The 15,055-nt window shown below is 71.6% G+C and carries 15 protein-coding genes; 10 read left to right on the top strand and 5 right to left on the bottom strand.

The window, feature by feature from the left end; all coding sequences use genetic code 11:
- The first annotated feature begins 2 nt into the window (after positions 1–2).
- The 5 genes from O5O46_RS22975 to O5O46_RS22955 all read left to right on the top strand — a co-directional run bounded on the left by O5O46_RS22975 (position 3) and on the right by O5O46_RS22955 (position 4,055).
- Positions 3–452, top strand: coding sequence for a MarR family winged helix-turn-helix transcriptional regulator (locus O5O46_RS22975; protein ID WP_269857434.1), 450 nt, complete (start codon positions 3–5; stop codon positions 450–452).
- A gap of 195 nt (positions 453–647) precedes the next feature.
- Positions 648–860, top strand: a complete 213-nt coding sequence (locus tag O5O46_RS22970; RefSeq protein ID WP_269857433.1) for a hypothetical protein — start codon at positions 648–650, stop codon at positions 858–860.
- Positions 861–892: 32 nt separating this feature from the next.
- Positions 893–1,477 carry a hydrolase gene (locus O5O46_RS22965; RefSeq protein ID WP_269857432.1) on the top strand — a complete coding sequence of 195 codons (585 nt, stop codon included), beginning with the start codon at positions 893–895 and terminating at the stop codon, positions 1,475–1,477.
- A gap of 104 nt (positions 1,478–1,581) precedes the next feature.
- A complete protein-coding gene (locus O5O46_RS22960; protein WP_269857431.1) occupies positions 1,582–2,808 on the top strand; it encodes a cytochrome P450 in 1,227 nt (408 codons plus the stop codon).
- A gap of 20 nt (positions 2,809–2,828) precedes the next feature.
- Entirely contained in the window at positions 2,829–4,055 is a 1,227-nt protein-coding gene (locus O5O46_RS22955) for an NAD(P)/FAD-dependent oxidoreductase (protein ID WP_269857430.1), read from the top strand.
- 28 nt (positions 4,056–4,083) lie between these two features.
- On the opposite strand, the gene O5O46_RS22950 is transcribed toward O5O46_RS22955, so the two are convergent.
- Complete coding sequence (locus O5O46_RS22950; protein WP_269857429.1) at positions 4,084–5,214, bottom strand: FAD-dependent oxidoreductase; 1,131 nt, start codon at positions 5,212–5,214, stop codon at positions 4,084–4,086.
- Between the two features lie 336 nt (positions 5,215–5,550).
- Between O5O46_RS22950 and O5O46_RS22945 the strand changes: the two genes are divergently transcribed.
- From O5O46_RS22945 to O5O46_RS22935, 3 genes are all read left to right on the top strand, one after another.
- Complete coding sequence (locus O5O46_RS22945) at positions 5,551–6,672, top strand: sensor histidine kinase (protein WP_269857428.1); 1,122 nt, start codon at positions 5,551–5,553, stop codon at positions 6,670–6,672.
- Complete coding sequence (locus O5O46_RS22940; protein WP_269857427.1) at positions 6,660–7,298, top strand: response regulator; 639 nt, start codon at positions 6,660–6,662, stop codon at positions 7,296–7,298. The genes O5O46_RS22945 and O5O46_RS22940 overlap by 13 nt, the downstream gene beginning before the upstream one ends.
- A gap of 94 nt (positions 7,299–7,392) precedes the next feature.
- Positions 7,393–8,175, top strand: coding sequence for a hypothetical protein (locus O5O46_RS22935; RefSeq protein ID WP_269857426.1), 783 nt, complete (start codon positions 7,393–7,395; stop codon positions 8,173–8,175).
- Positions 8,176–8,568: 393 nt separating this feature from the next.
- Here the strand turns inward: O5O46_RS22935 and uriT are convergent, their stop codons facing one another.
- From uriT to O5O46_RS22920, 3 genes are all read right to left on the bottom strand, one after another.
- The gene (uriT, locus tag O5O46_RS22930; protein WP_269857503.1) at positions 8,569–9,990 is read right to left on the bottom strand and encodes a uridine transporter UriT; all 1,422 of its coding nucleotides are present in this window, start codon (positions 9,988–9,990) and stop codon (positions 8,569–8,571) included.
- 219 nt (positions 9,991–10,209) lie between these two features.
- On the bottom strand, positions 10,210–12,132 hold the full coding sequence (locus O5O46_RS22925) for an FUSC family protein (RefSeq protein WP_269857425.1): 1,923 nt from the start codon (positions 12,130–12,132) through the stop codon (positions 10,210–10,212).
- 204 nt (positions 12,133–12,336) lie between these two features.
- On the bottom strand, positions 12,337–12,753 hold the full coding sequence (locus O5O46_RS22920; protein ID WP_269857424.1) for a DUF5997 family protein: 417 nt from the start codon (positions 12,751–12,753) through the stop codon (positions 12,337–12,339).
- A gap of 58 nt (positions 12,754–12,811) precedes the next feature.
- On the opposite strand from O5O46_RS22920, the gene O5O46_RS22915 reads away from it, so the two are divergent.
- Complete coding sequence (locus O5O46_RS22915) at positions 12,812–13,558, top strand: LysR family substrate-binding domain-containing protein (protein ID WP_269857423.1); 747 nt, start codon at positions 12,812–12,814, stop codon at positions 13,556–13,558.
- Between the two features lie 16 nt (positions 13,559–13,574).
- Here O5O46_RS22915 and O5O46_RS22910 read toward each other — a convergent pair whose 3' ends face one another.
- A complete protein-coding gene (locus tag O5O46_RS22910) occupies positions 13,575–14,393 on the bottom strand; it encodes an alpha/beta fold hydrolase (RefSeq protein ID WP_269857422.1) in 819 nt (272 codons plus the stop codon).
- 100 nt (positions 14,394–14,493) lie between these two features.
- On the opposite strand from O5O46_RS22910, the gene O5O46_RS22905 reads away from it, so the two are divergent.
- Positions 14,494–15,033 carry a PadR family transcriptional regulator gene (locus O5O46_RS22905; protein WP_269857421.1) on the top strand — a complete coding sequence of 180 codons (540 nt, stop codon included), beginning with the start codon at positions 14,494–14,496 and terminating at the stop codon, positions 15,031–15,033.
- Positions 15,034–15,055 lie beyond the last annotated feature (22 nt).

Genomic DNA, 15,055 nt, shown 5'->3' with positions numbered 1-15,055 from the left:
GCATGGACGAGACCACCGACGGTGTCTCCGGGACGGCCTCCCGCGCCGCGCGCGATGTGTGGGTGGTGTTCAGCCGCCTGCGGCGCCGACTGCGCGAGATCGCCAGTACCCAGGACCTCACGCCTTCCCAGGTGTCCGCGCTCACCCTGCTCTACAAGCGGGGACCGGCGTCGGCCAGCGGCCTCGCCGCCGCCGAGGGGGTTCGCCCGCAGTCGATGGCCACCACGCTGGCGGCACTCGACAAGCAGGGGCTGATCCAACGCGAGCCCGACCCCGACGACGGCCGCCGACAACTGGTCACGCTGACCGGCGCCGGACGGGAACGCGCCGCCGGCGACCGGCAGGCCCGCGAGGAGTGGCTGACCCGAGCCCTCCAGAACCACTACACCGAGCAGGAACGGCAGACCGTCGTCGAGGCGATGGCCCTGCTGGAACGGCTCACCGAGCTGTGAGCGCGATACTCACGCGGCTGCGCGCGTCGCCGCCCGACTCACGCCCGGAGGATGGCTTCGACCCCGAGCTGATCACCCGGACGACCCCGGGGCCGATCCTCAACCCGGCCAGATGATCGCTGTGGCGTTGCCGCCGATCGGCGGCAACGGCCTGGCCAACCGGAACGCGCTCTACCACCAGGCGACGCCGAGCGTTTGGGCTCCGCCGCCGGGCCGCTGCGCACCTGCGCCTACCTGAGCGCGATGGCCACCTCCTCGGCCTGCGCCGCCTTCTTCGAACACGGCGCCCACACCGACGGACCGCACCACCCGGCGCTGTCCATGGCGGGCGGCACGGTCCCGCTCGCGACCGCGACCCCGCTGGCTCACGCACTACCGAAGACGGCGCCGGGCACCGGCCGCCGCTGACCCCCGAAACAACGCAAGGGAAAGACCCACCCATGGCACTGAGTACCCTCGACGAGCGCACCGCGCTCGTACTGATCGACCTCCAGAAGGGCATCGCCGCCTCGGCCACCGCCCCCCACACCGGCCCCGAAGTAGTGGCCCGCGGCGTCGAGTTGGCCGACGCCTTCCACTCGCACGGCCTGCCGGTCGTGCTGGTACGGGTCACCTTCGCGGCCGACGGCTCCGACGCCGTCCCCGGCCGCACCGAGACCCCGCGCCACTCCGGCCGCTGGCCCGAGGGCTGGGACGTGATCGTCGACGAACTGGCCGGCCACCCCGAGGACATCACGGTGACCAAGCGCAACTGGGGCGCCTTCCACGGCACCGACCTCGACCTGCAGCTGCGCCGCCGCGGCGTCACCCAGATCGTGCTGGCCGGTATCGCCACCAGCATCGGTGTGGAGTCCACCGCCCGCGCCGCCCATGAGCACGGCTACCACGTCACGTTGGCCATCGACGCCATGGCGGACCGCAGCGAAGAAGCACACCGCAACAGCGTCGAGCACATCTTCCCCAGGCTCGGCGAGACCGGCAGCACGGCGGAGATCGTCGAACTGCTGGCCAAGACCCGTCCCTGACCCACCACCGCCCGTCGACTGCCGGCCCCCACCGGAGCCGGCAGCCCGCGCGTCACAGAACGGACCCGATCCTTCACGAGCACCGTCCGAGTTCGAGGAGAGCGATGACCACCATGCCGGAGCACGCCCCCGACTACCCGCGCGACCGCACCTGCCCCTACCAACCGCCCGCCGAATACCTCCGGTTACGTACCGAGAAGGAGCCCCTGCACAGGGTGACGCTCTACGACGGCCGTCAGGCGTGGCTGGTCACCAGGCACGAGACCGCGCGCAGGCTGCTGGCCGATCCGCGGATGTCCTCCGACCGCACCCGCCCGAACTTCCCCGCCCTCTCCCCACGCGCCACGGTGGTACGCGAGCGCAGCCGTGAACTCCATGAGTCCCAGCGGTCGTTCATCGTCACCGACCCGCCCGAGCACGACACCAAGCGGCGGATGCTGCTCAGCGAGTTCACCGTGCGGCGGACCAAGGGCATGCGCGAGGACATCGAACGGATCGTGCACGACCGCATCGACGCCATGCTGGCGGCAGGCCCGCCCGCCGACCTGGTCAGCCGGTTGTCCCTGCCGGTTCCGTCGCTGGTGATCTGCCGGCTGCTCGGTGTGCCGTACGCCGACCATGACTTCTTCGAGGACGCCAGCAGGCGGCAGGTGCAGTCCACCGACCCCGAGGTGGCCAACGCCGCCCGCGAGGAACTGACACGGTACCTGGACGGGCTGATCACCGAGCTGGAGCGCGAACCGGCGCCAGGTCTGCTCGGCAAGCTGGTTGCCGGGCCGCTGGCCAACGGTCGGATCGACCGGGCGGGACTGGTCAACACCGCGCGTCTGCTGCTCGTCGCGGGGCATGAGACGACCGCCTCGATGACCACGCTCAGCGTGATCACCCTGCTGGAACACCCCGAGCAGCTCGCGGCGCTGCGCGCCGACCCGGGCCTGCTGCCCGGCGCCGTCGAGGAGTTGCTGCGCTACCTGACCAACGTCGACATCGCCACCAGCCGTGTCGCCACCGCCGACATCGACGTCGACGGACAGCTGATCCAAGCGGGCGAGGGCGCCATCATCGGCACCTCCATCGCCAACCGCGACGCCGCCGCCTTCGAGGACCCGGACGCCTTCGACGTACACCGCTCGGCCCGTCATCATCTCGCTTTCGGCTACGGCCTCCACCAGTGCCTCGGGCAGAACCTGGCCCGCCTGGAACTGGAGGTCGTCCTGGGCGCGTTGATCAAGCGTGTTCCGACGCTGCGCCTCGCGGTTCCGGTGGACCGGCTGACGTTGCGCCCGGGCACGACGATCCAGGGCGTCAACGAACTCCCGGTCACATGGTGACCACTGCGAGAGGAGCACGCATGAGGATCGCCGTTGTGGGGGCGTCGGCGGCGGGAGTGGCCGCCGCCGAGGCCCTGCGCCGGTTCGGGTGGGACGGCGAACTGACCCTGATCGGCGCGGAATCCCATGTGCCGTACGACCGGCCGCCGTTGTCCAAGCGGTTCCTCAGCGGCGCCTGGACGCAGGAGCGGCTACGGCTGCGCGACGCCGAGCAGTTGGACCGGCTCGGCCTCGATCTGCGCCTGGCCACCCTGGCCACCGCACTGGACCCGACGGACCGCACCCTCACGCTGCACACCGGTGAACGGCTGCGCTGCGCGGGAGTGATCGTGGCCACCGGTGGCCGCGCCAGAACCCTGCCCGGCGCCGAGGGCCTTACCGGCGTACACACCCTGCGCACCCTGGACGACGCCCACGCCCTGCGCACCCTGCTGCGCGCGGCGGAGCACCTGGGGATCGTCGGGAACGGCGTACTGGGTACCGAGGCCGCGGCCGTCGCCCGTGAACTGGGCGTAGAGGTGACGTTGATCGGCCGTACACCGCTACCGATGTCACGGCTGCTCGGCGACGAGGCCGCCGCCCTGCTCGCCCGTTACCACCGTACGCACGGTGTCCGCCAACTCGCCTCGAAGTCCGTCGAGTTCGATTCGGCACGTGGCCGGCTCACCGGGCTCCGGCTGGACGACGGCAACCGGTTGGCCGCCGACTGCGTGCTGCTCGCGGTGGGGGCGAGGCCCAACACCGAGTGGCTGCCGGGCTCCTGGGACACCTCGGAAGGGCTGCTCTGCGACGAGTACTGCGCGGCGGCTCCGGGGATCTACGCCGCGGGCGATGTGGCGCGCTGGCACCATCCGGTGTACGGGCGCGCGATACGCGTCGAGCACCGCACGAACGCCACGGAGCAGGCGCTGGCCGCCGCCCGCAACCTGCTGGCCGAACTGCGCGGCCAGCCGCGTCAGCCCTTCTCCCCCGTCCCCTACTTCTGGTCCGACCAGTACGACCTGAGGATCCAGGGCTACGGGCTGCTCGCCGACACCGACAGCGTCGAACTGGCCGTGCAGGGCGACGAGTTTCCCCGACTGGCCGCCCTGCACGGCCGCGCGGGCCTGGCCACGGGAGTGCTGGCCGTCAATCTCCCGCCCCGGCAGCTACGTGACCTGCGCTCCCTGATCGTCACCCCGACCCCCTGGCGGCAGGCCCGCGCCCGCTTCCTGGACGCGGTCACCCCGACCGACGGGCCGGGGTGAGACGATCACCGGAGTACTCGCGGGCCGTTCAGTTGGCGTGCTCCGCGAACTGGTCCAACAGGCCCTGGGGCGCGTCGTCCCTGAAGCAGGTGACGAGATTGTCGGCGGAGGCCTTAGCGGAGACCTCGGCGCGCGGGAAGAGGGCCGACTCGTAGACGGCGAGCGCGGCTTCGACGTCGGCGGGATGGGCGGCGAGGGCCCGCCCGAGTTCGGCTCCGTCGAGCATGGCCAGGTTGGCGCCCTCCCCGGCGAACGGCGACATCACATGGGCGGCGTCGCCGAGCAGGGTCACACCGGGCACCCGGTTCCAGCGGTGGCCGACCGGCAGGGCGTGGATGGGCCGTGGCACCAGCGAGCCGTCCGCGTCGACGACGAGCGCCCGCAGGCTGTCGTGCCAGTCGGCGAAGTGCTCCAGCACGGCGGCCTTGGCGGCGGCGGTGTCGGTGAAGTCGACGCCGGACGCCCAGTCCTCCGCGACCTTGATCACGGCGTAGATGTGCAGGCTGCCGTCAGCCTCGCGGTGCCCGAGGAAGCCCCTGCCCGTGCCGAGCGCGAACAGCATGCCACCGCCGACCACCGCCGCGCTCTGCGGATGGCGGGCGTCGGCGTCCAGCAGGTCCACCTCGACCATGGTCACACCGGTGTAGGCGGGAGTGGCGTCGGAGACCAGCGGGCGGATCCGCGACCAGGCGCCGTCCGCGCCGACCAGCAGACCGGTGGTGAAGGTGGCGCCGTCGGCGAGCGTCACCTCGTGCCGCCCGGCGCCGAGCGGGCGCGCGCCGGTGACCTTCGCGCCCCAGCGCACGGTGCCGTCGGGCAGCGCACCGAGCAGCAGGTCCCGCAACTGACCGCGGTCGACCTCGGGCCGCCCGTGCTCCTCGTCCTGTGCCATGTGGACGGTGGCATGCCGGTCGAGGACGCGGACGGCCTCCCCGCCGGGGTGGATGAGCGCGCGGAACTGCTCGTACAGTCCGGCGGCGCGCAGTGCGATCTGGCCGGAGTCCTCGTGGATGTCGAGCATCCCGCCCTGGGTACGGGCGGTGGGTGAGGCGTCCAGGTCGTAGACGACGGCCTCGATCCCGTTGACGTGCAGTACACGGGCGAGCGTCAGGCCGCCGAGTCCGGCGCCGACGATGGCTATCGGGTGGTGAGTGGGCATGGGTCACCTCTGCGGGTTTCGGGGGTGGCGGGTCTCGGGGGCCGCGGTGCGACGTCGATCAGGATGTGAAGGTCTGAGCCCACCGTAACGAACATGTTCGCTACGAACAAGTTCGTTACGAATGGGCTCGTAAGGATGGCGGGACGGAGCCCTGCTCCACGGCTCCGTCCCCGCAGCCGTACAACCGTCGGATCGGCTTCATGGTCAACATCAGGACCGGCGGGCCCGACGCCGACGGGCCTGAAGCGGCAGTCCGCGGGGAGTTCCGCAACGTCGAGGCCGACGCTACGGATTGGGGGAAGCCGCTCCTTACGAGCCGTACAAGGGGGAAGCGCAGTGAACGTGGGCTCGGGCCTGCAACGGGCGAGATCGTTCATGATCCTGGCCACGATGCTCTATCGGGCGAGCCATCTGGTGATCGGCCTGTTCGCCGTCGTCCAGCATCGACCTGGGCTACCGGTGGCGTGGTTGGTGTTGTTGGCGGCGGTGGGGTGCAGTGTGTGGGTGTGGGGTGGGGCGCTGGCTCGGGGGGTGTTCTCCGGTTGGGCGGTGTGGGCGGATGTCGTGGTCAGCGGGTGCGTGCTGCCCTTCGTGGCCTTGGAGTGGGGTGGACCGCTGGTGCCCGCGGCGGACGGGTGGGTGATGTTGCTGGGTACGTCGGCGGCATCGGCGGCGGCGGTCGCCTTCGGGCGGATCGCGTTGGCCGGAGCCGTGGTGGTCCTGACGGCGACTCATGTCGCGGTGTGCCGGACGGTCGGTGCGAGCGCCGTGGCCCTCGACGGCCATCTCATCTCGCTCGCCTCGTCGGCGATCATGGCCTGGGTGTTCTGGTGGTATCTCAACCGCCAGGGCCGACTGCTGGACGCCGCCAGCGCCCGGGCGCTCGCCGCCGAGGCGCAGAAGGCCCGGTACGCCGAGCGCATCGACCACTACCGGGCGCTGCACGACACCGTGCTGGCCACGCTGACCGCTATCGCCGGTGGTGTGGACGCCAACTCCCCGCAGGTCAGGGAGCGTTGTGGGCGCGAAGCCGCGTATCTGCGCCGCCTGATCCAGCGCACAGCCGACGAGGAGTACCGCCCGGAGCTCGGCGCGGCCCTTGAGCGCGCCGTCCGCTCCGCCGAGAGCCTCGGCCTGCGCGTCATCACGCAGTACCACAACCTGCCCGAGGCGCCCGCCGAGGTCGCCGCGGCCGTCGCCGACGCCGTCACCGAGGCGCTCAACAACGTCCGAATACACGCGGGCACCGGACGCGCCTATCTGACCGCCACCGGGGTCGGCGACCGGCTGGTGGTCACGGTCGTGGACCGGGGCCGCGGGTTCGTGCCCGACCGGGTGACCCGGGGGCTCGGCCTGCGCCGCTCGGTGCACGCCCGGCTGGCCGAGGTCGGCGGCCGGGCGGTGGTGGACAGCCGTCCCGGCGAGGGCGCCGTCGTGGAACTGCGGTGGCCCGAGTGATCACGGTCGGTGTGGTGGACGACGACCGCATGCTGCTCGACGGCATGCGGTCCTGGCTGCGCGACGTGCCGGGGCTGCGGCTGGTGGCTTCGACCGCCACGGTGGCCGAGTTCCTGGCGACCACATGCGGGGCCGTGGACGTTGTGCTGCTCGACCTGGTGCTACGGGACGGCTCGGTACCGGCGCAGAACATCCGCCGACTGCGGGCGGCCGGAAGCCGGGTGTTGGTGATCAGTACGGTGCCGGACCGCTCCCGGATCGTGTCCGCCGTCGCGGCGGGCGCCGACGGCTATCTGACCAAGGACAACGACCTGCCGACGCTGGTCGCGGCGATCGAGGAGATCGCGGCGGGCGGTACCGCGCACTCCCCCGAAATGGCCTTCGCCTGCGCGCACGACGACGACCCGGCCCGGCCCCGGCTTTCGCCCAGGGAACTCCAGGTCCTGCTCGACTACGCCTCGGGCATGACGCTCAAGTCGGCGGCGCGGCGCGCCGGTATCACCGTGAACACGGCGAAGGACTACCTGGACCGGGTCAAGGCCAAGTACCAGCAGGCGGGTCGGCCCACGTACACCAAGACCGACCTGGCGCGGCGGGTGCGCGAGGACGGACTGGACGGTTGCTGACCGCGCAAGCCCCCCGAACTGGTGGCGCCGCCAGGCGGCCTGCCCCCGCTAGCGTCGTTCGGCGGCACTCGTACGTCCGAGAAAGGGGGAGCACATGAAGTCAATGGGCATGTGGCTGGCCCGCCTGCTGTCGGCGCTGGCACTGGTCGCCGGTGGCGTGGTGTTCTGCGCGGGCGGCGCACAGGCGGCCACGGTCTGCGGTGACAGACCGGTGCCGCCGGGGCAGGTCATCACTTCCGAGACGCTGACGGCCAGTTGTACCGGCGGCTACCTCACCGAGACGGTCCAACCGCCGTACGACGGGATCCAGGTCTGCGGCAACTCGCCGGTCCCGACCGGCTATGTCTTCACCTCGCTGTACACCACCAACAGTTGCGGGCCCTACCAGACCGGGCGGCTCAACACGGTCCGCAACGGCATCCGCATGTGCGGCAACTACAACGGGTCCATCCCCAACGGTTATGTGATCACCAACGAAGGCCCGGACGGCACCTGCGCCCAGTGGTACGGCGAGACGATCAACGCCGCCTACAACGGGATCCAGATGTGCGGCAACAGCCCCATTCCCTCGGGCTATGTGATCACCGCGAACTTCCAGAACAGCGGTTGCGGAATCTACCAGGGCGAACGGATCAACACCGTCTACGACGGCATCGCCTTCTGCGGCAACTCGCCGGTACCACCCGGCTATGTCATCACCGCCAACAGCCAGGTCAACAGCTGCGGCATGTACCTCGGTGGGCGGCTGAACCTGCCCTACAACGGCATCACCACCTGTGCCAACTCCCCCGTCCCGAACGGTTGGTGGGTGTCGGCCGACGGCCTTCAGACGCCTGCCTGCGCACCGTACATGGCGGAGACGTTGAAGAACCAGTGACCCGACGACAGCGGCGCTGGCCACCACGAAACCCCTCCGGCCAGCGCGGCTGTCGCGTGCCCGACGATCAGTCCGGCGTCGCCTGTCGGGACGACACGTTGGGGAAGCGGCGGCGCCGCGCCTTCGCCTCTTCGCCGGTCAGGAGAAGGGGCGGTACCAGCGCCGCTTCTGCGGGGGAAGCCGACGAGCGAAGAACTCGGCGAGTTCGGCCAGGAAGTCACGCCGTGACACCGCATCCCGTCAGCCGTCGGCCTCGCGTTCCATCACGCGGACCACGCCGTCAACTGACCGCCTTGAGGCTCTGGTTGCCTTCGGGCCTCCAACTCCCCCTGGAACACGCGGCAGGGCCCCGGTCATCAGACCGGGGCCCTGCTCGCTCGGGTGCTACGTCCCTCAGCTGTCCGCCTCCGCGGCGGTCGGCTTCGGGATCAGGAACGACGTGGCGATGGCCGCGGCGAGGATGACGACGCCGGCGATCATGCTGGCGGTGTAACCGGCGGACGATGTCGGGTCACTGGGCATGACGGCCGTGTTCACCGCGTACAGCACCGCGAAGCTGAGGCCCGCGCCGAGGTTGAACGCGCCCGCGTTGAGGCCGGGCAGGAAGCCGGGGTTCTCGCTCGGGGAGAGCACGATGCCGAGTCCGTTGAGCACGATGTTGGCCACACCGGCGTAGGTGATGCCCACCAGCAGCGAGCCCGCCAGCAGCATCACGTGCGAGTGGGCGGGGAGCGTGACGATCATCAGGACGATCGACGCCACGGCGCCGACCAGGCCCAGCCGCAGTACCCGCCCGTAGCCGAAGGTCGCGGCGAGCCGACCGGCGAGCGGTCCCATGGCCAGACCGGCCAGCGCGTACGGGGTGAGCGTCCACCACGCCGACTGCTCGGCGGTCATACCGAGACCTGCCTTCGCGTCCTGCGCGAAGGCGGGGATCAGCCCGTTCATGACGGCGAACACACCGGTCATGGTGAGCACGGTGGTCAGCAGGATCGCCCAGGTGGAACGCACCTTCAGGTGCCGGGTGGCGACCAGCGGGTGCGAACCGCGCGCCTCGGTCCGCCAGAACAGGCCGAAGGAGATCGCGGCGATGACCGTGAGCCCGGCGACGAGGGACCAGTTGGCCGCCGCCAGCTTTCCGGCCTCGTTCAGCGCGATGAGCAGCGAGCCGACGGACACCACCAGCAGGCCGACGCCCGGCCAGTCCATCCGCTTCGCGTTGGCGACCTTGCTCTCCGGCGTCATGGTGGCCGCCATGACGGTGGCGATCGCCGCCACCGCGGCCATCGCCCAGAAGACCGCCTGGAAGCCGTGCTTGTCCGCGAGGAACCCACCAGCGAGGGAGTCGACACCGGCGACACCTCCGTTGACCGCGGTGAGCACACCGAGCAGGGTGCCGTACCGCTTCGGCTCGGTGACCTCGACCCGCAGCATGATCAGGCACAGCGGCACCGCGGGCCCGGACGCGCCTTGCAGGATCCGGCCGGCGAACAGCATCGGGACGCTCGTCGCCAGCGCCGCCACAACACATCCGACCGCCATCAGCGCCAGCATCCCGACCAGCACCTTGCGGCGGCCGATCACATCACCGAGCCGCGGCAGGAACAGCGAGAACAGCGCGGCCGAGGTGAAGAACGCGGTCTGGGTGAGCCCGACCTCGGCGGCGGTGGCGTGCAGACTGCTCTGGATGCTCCTGAGCGCGGGGCTGAGCATGCTCGCGTTGAGCTGGAAGGCGACGCACGCCGTGAGCAGCGCGGTGACGAGGACGCCCACGCGAACGGTCCGGTTGCCGGTCGCGTCAGCGCCCCGGGCTATGTGGCGGTCGGGTCCGTCGGCGCGGTCGAGGGTGATCTTCTTGGGCAAGGAAAAGTCCCTATGCTCAGCTGAACGGTGTTGCGGTGATCCCCGGGAGCGCGGTACAGGGCAGTTCCTGGCAGGCGCGCCGGTCCGTGGACAAAGGTACCTTCTGCTGTCAAATCGCCAGCGGCTTCGCGTGTCCGTGCGCACACTCTCCGTGCGCTCACGCGCCCGGCCTCACGCCGCGACGGACACGTTCCGCAGCACGTGCAGCTGTTCCGCGACGTCCGCGAGGCTGGCGCAGCGCGTGCCCAGTTCGGCCGCGGTGGGCAGGGCGACCCGGCGGGTGGGGCGGCGGGCCGACGCGTCCGCGGCCAGCCGGGCCAGGGCGTCCGCGAGGCGGCGGGTGTCGTCGGCGGGCAGTGGACGCCGCCCGTGCTCCAGCCGTACCGCGCAGGCGGTGGTGGCGTCGACCAGCCGCTCGACGGCCGCCAGCGCGGGAGCCCACTGGGCGCTCGCCACGCCAGCGGGTGGCAGCTCGGCCGCTGCCTGCACGACGGTCCTACGGGCTTCGGCCAGCGCCCGGTACGCGGCTCGACGCAACCGTGCCCGTTCGTCGTGCTCCTCGCCCGGAGCGCCGACGACGTGTGCGAAGTACGCCTCGGCGGCGCGCAGTGCCGCCGCCCAGTGTTCGTGGACCGTCTCACGGCGACCGCCGATCCGCGGCAGGTGTCCCACGATCAGCGCGATCGCGCAGGCGAGCACGGTGTCCACCAGCCGGGTGCCCGACGCCCCGTGTGTGCCGCTGACCACGGCGAGCGCCAGCACGATGCTGGTCAGCGCGGCGGTCTGGAAGGCGAAGTGCCGGGCGGCGACGGGGATCAGCGCCCCACCCAGCGCCGCGGCGGCCACCGCACCGGCGCTTCCCGGCAGGACCGCCTCCAGCACGGTGAAGACCACGACACCGAGGACGGTTCCCAGCACCCGGCTGACCGCGCGGGAGAACAGCGGCCCCAGGTCCGGCTTGGCCAGAAAGGCAGCGGTGACCGGCAGCCAGTACCACTGGGCGGGCCGCAGGACTTCGGCGACGGCGGCGCAGGCACCCACGCACAACGCCACCCTGAGCCCGTACTCACGGCCGAGCGGGCCGAACGCCCGCCGCAGCGCGGAGCGGTCGCGCGGCCCCGGTACCGGCCAGGCGGGTGCGTCGAACGCCTCGGCGGCGCTCAGCAGCGCCCGGTGGAGTGCGCGGCGGCCCGGAGTGTCGGCGTGCGGCGTGGCGATCGGCCCGCAGGGAGCCGCCTCGCGTACGGCACGGGCCAGCCGCGCGGGGGCGTCGAGGGTCGCGGCGGGCAGCGGCCTGCCCTCCCACAGCAGGGTGACGGCCGCCTCGCCCAGGGTGGTCGCCACGGACAGCTGCGCCCGCAGGCGCCGCTCGGCGGCGGAGACCTGGCCGATGCGCCGGATGCCGCGGTGGTGGTCCAGCGCCGCGTGGGCGGTGTCGAAGGCGGCGGTGAGCCTACGGCGTGCGACCTGACCGCGGCCGGTACCGGCCGCGGTCAGTACGGCGCCGAGCGCGTCGTACACCGAGGCGACGGCCTCCCGCTCCTCGGCGTGCGGCTCGGGCAGGGTGACGCAGACCACCAGCAGTTGCCACAACGCGCCGACGGCGACGAGTACGGGACCGAGCCACACGGGACCGTGGTGCGGCAGGCCGACACCGATCAGCAGCGTGACCAGGAACTGCAGGCTGGCGGCGGATGTGATCGGGCCGACGGCACTGGCCGCCCCGGACAGATACCCCGCGACCGCCAGCACCGGCACCAGCCACACGGCATCCGCGACTCCCCCGGCCGGAACCAGGACGGCGATCAGTACACCGAGCAGGGTCCCCAGCGCGCCCGCGCAGGCAGGGACGCCGATGCGCACCATCCTGGTACGGCGGGTACCAGGACGGTCGTTGACCGTGGCGAACAGCGCACCCAGCGCGGCCAGCACACCCCATGCGACATGCTGGGTGGCGACTCCGACCGCCAGCAGGGGTCCGGTGGTGAGCGCACCACGTACGACGGCACCGTACGGAACGGGCCCGCGTGGGACGTTCAGCGGGTGGCGAAGCCACTCGGGGGCGGTGGGACGGCGGTGGGATACGGCGGCCACGTGGCTGGGCTTCCTCCTCGACGTGTTCGGTGGGACCGAGGTGCGCGGTTGCCGTGTACGACGTCCCATGACCGTCGACGGGCAACCCCGAAGTCAGCGGCCCGGCAAGGAAGTTGACGGGCCGACAGGCTGCGGACGCCATGAGCCTCGGCGGACGACTGCTTCGGCGCCGTGGGCCCCGGGACGAACCACGCCCCGTCGCGGTCAGGAACCCGGCCGCCGGGGCTGTTCGCCCCGCTCCGCGTCCTTCGCCTGCTGCTTGTCCTTGATCCGCGCCGCTTCCTTGCGGACCTCGGCCTGGGTGGCGCGCTCCTTGCGCAGCCACTCGGGCAGGTCCCGTTTCAGCGCGTCGATCTGCTCCGTGGTGAGCGGCTCGGTGATGCCACCGCGGGCCAGGCCCGAGATGGAGACGCCGAGCCTGGCCGCGACCTCCGGCCGGGGGTGCGGGCCGTTGCGGCGCAGCTCCCGCAGCCACTCGGGCGGGTCGGCCTGCAGGGCGTTGAGTTCGTCGCGCGAGACGGCACCCTCCCGGAACTCCGCGGGGGTGGCTTCGAGGTACACACCCAGCTTCTTCGCCGCCGTGGCGGGCTTCATGGTCTGGGTGCTGTTGCGCGACGTCATGCCCCCAAGGATATCGAGCGCGTGCACCGGCTCCGACCACGCCCGGTAACCTGGCCATGTGACAGGCTCGGAAGTACCCCCCTCGTTCCGGCTGGCGTACGTACCGGGCGTGATCCCCGGCAAGTGGGTCCGGATCTGGCACGAGCGGCTGCCCGACATCCCACTTGACCTCATCCAGGCGACCGCCGCCGAGGCACCCGACATGCTGCGCCGCCGTGACGCCGACGCGGGCTTCGTACGGTTGCCGTTCGACCGGACGGACCTGAGTGCCATCCCGCTCTACACCGAGACGACGGTGGTCGTGATCCCGAAGGACCACATCGTGTCCGCGGCGGACGAGGTGTCCCCCGCGGACCTGGCCGACGACGTCGTGTTCCATCCGCTGGACGAGATCCTGGAGTGGGATGTCCGGCCGGGACGGCCCGCGATCGAGCGCCCGGCGACGACTGCGGACGCCGTCGAGCTGGTGGCGGCGGGGGTGGGACTGCTCGTCGTCCCGCAGTCCCTCGCCCGGCTGCACCACCGCAAGGACCTGACCTACCGCCCGGTGACGGACGCTCCGCAGTCACGGGTCGCGCTGTCGTGGCGCGAGGACGCGACCACCGACATGGTGGAGGACTTCATCGGGATCGTCCGCGGCCGCACGGTCAACAGCACGCGGGGGCGCCGCCCGGCGGCCCCGGAACCGCAGAAGAAGAAGCGCCCCGAAACCGGCACCGGCACGCGGCACAAGCCCGCGGCCGGCAAGAACCCGCGCAGGGGTTCGGGCGGCGTCAAGGGCGGCAAGCCCCGCCGCCGCTCGTAGCGGGGGCCGCACCCGGTCACGCGCCCCGAACGGCGTCCGGGAGGAACCGCACCGCACGGTCCAGGAACTCCCGTACCACCGCGCCCAGTTCCGCGGTGTGAGTGATGTAGAAGTCATGGTGGCCGTCGATCGTCACCACCTCTGTGCCCGGTCGGCGGCGCACCATCTGCGCCGCGTGCTCGGCCGGGACGGCGGGACTGCGGTCGCCCCTCACCACCATCATTGGCTGCTTGACGGCGGTGAAGTCATCCCACCAGTCGCCGCGGATGGCGGCCTTGGCCGCGTGCACCTCGTCCGCCCGCCACAGGAACCGCCAGCCTTCCGGTTCCTCCACCGCGCTCTCGGTGAAGTGCCGGGGCTCGTCAACGAACGCAAGCGCGTCCAGCAGCGCCCGCATGCTGGGGAAGTGCGTCGGTAGCGCGCGCAGCCGGTCGTCGGCGATCTGGCTGTGGTACTCCGCGGCGAAGTCGACGACCACCACGGCCGACACCAACTCGGGCCGCCGCGCGGCCAGTTGGTATCCGGTGATGCCGCCCAGCGAGTGCCCGACGACGGCGGTGGGGCCGAGCCCGAGGTGTTCGACGAGCGCTGCCGCGTCGGCGACGTAGCCGTCCCGCCCGTAGTCGTCCGGATGGTCGGAGTGGCCGTGGCCCCGCTGGTCGAGCGCGATCAGCCGGTATCCGGGACCGAGGTGTTCGGCCAGTCCGAGCAACGAGCGCCCACGCCCGTAAGCGCCGTGCAGCGCGAGGACGGGGTGCCCGGCGCCACCGAGGTCGAGGTAGCCGAGCCGGATGCCATCAGGGGTGCGGAAGTACCGCGTGGTTGCCGTCGTCATGGACAATGACTCTAACAGAGGTAACTCGATTCGAGGCACAATTTCACCTGGCTACCCTGGACACCCCGACCGCCACGAAGAACCAGACCCCGGAGGCCCGGTGCTGACGCTCTGCATCCTCGGATTCCTCTACGAGGAGCCCCTGCATGCGTATGACCTGCGTGCCCGTATCTCCGGTCTGAGCGGCCATGTCCGCCCGGTCAGCGACGGCGCCCTCTACCCCGCCATCAAGCGACTGGAAGCCGCGGGCCACCTCACCCGCCACACCGAGCCCGGCGAACGCGCCGCGCCGCGCCAGGTGCTCACCCTCACCGAGTCCGGCCGCGCCGAGCTGCTGCGCCGCCTGCGCGAGCCGTCCGACGTCGAGATCACCGACCGCAACTCCTTCTTCGTCCTGCTCGCCTTCCTCGGCCAACTCCCGGACCCGGCCGACCAGGTGCGGGTACTGCGCCGCCGACTCGCCTTCATGGACGAGCCCGGCAGCTTCTTCTACGACGAGGGCCGACCGCTGCGCGCCCGCGACATGACCGACCGCTTCCGCCGCGGCATGCTCCAACTCGCCAGCGCCACCAGCAAGGCAGACCGGGCCTGGCTGGAACGCACCATCGGGGAGTTGGAAGCCGGGACGGCCCACGCGTAGGCATCCACGACAAGCGGGACCT

Origin of the sequence: Streptomyces sp. RPT161, from assembly GCF_027533845.1 — a bacterium.
In the GTDB taxonomy this organism is placed as follows: Bacteria; Actinomycetota; Actinomycetes; order Streptomycetales; family Streptomycetaceae; genus Streptantibioticus_A; species Streptantibioticus_A silvisoli_A.
The sequence above is the reverse complement of the archived record's forward strand: the minus strand, read 5'-3'. Positions and strand labels throughout refer to the sequence as shown.

What these genes read in the sequence shown, in the direction of transcription:
- O5O46_RS22955 (WP_269857430.1), top strand. Translation starts at nt 2,829, where the DNA reads ATGAGGATCGCCGTTGTGGGGGCGTCGGCGGCGGGAGTGGCCGCCGCC.
- O5O46_RS22975 (WP_269857434.1), top strand. Translation starts at nt 3, where the DNA reads ATGGACGAGACCACCGACGGTGTCTCCGGGACGGCCTCCCGCGCCGCG.
- O5O46_RS22910 (WP_269857422.1), bottom strand. Translation starts at nt 14,393, where the DNA reads ATGACGACGGCAACCACGCGGTACTTCCGCACCCCTGATGGCATCCGG.
- O5O46_RS22935 (WP_269857426.1), top strand. Translation starts at nt 7,393, where the DNA reads ATGAAGTCAATGGGCATGTGGCTGGCCCGCCTGCTGTCGGCGCTGGCA.
- O5O46_RS22920 (WP_269857424.1), bottom strand. Translation starts at nt 12,753, where the DNA reads ATGACGTCGCGCAACAGCACCCAGACCATGAAGCCCGCCACGGCGGCG.
- O5O46_RS22965 (WP_269857432.1), top strand. Translation starts at nt 893, where the DNA reads ATGGCACTGAGTACCCTCGACGAGCGCACCGCGCTCGTACTGATCGAC.
- O5O46_RS22960 (WP_269857431.1), top strand. Translation starts at nt 1,582, where the DNA reads ATGACCACCATGCCGGAGCACGCCCCCGACTACCCGCGCGACCGCACC.
- O5O46_RS22950 (WP_269857429.1), bottom strand. Translation starts at nt 5,214, where the DNA reads ATGCCCACTCACCACCCGATAGCCATCGTCGGCGCCGGACTCGGCGGC.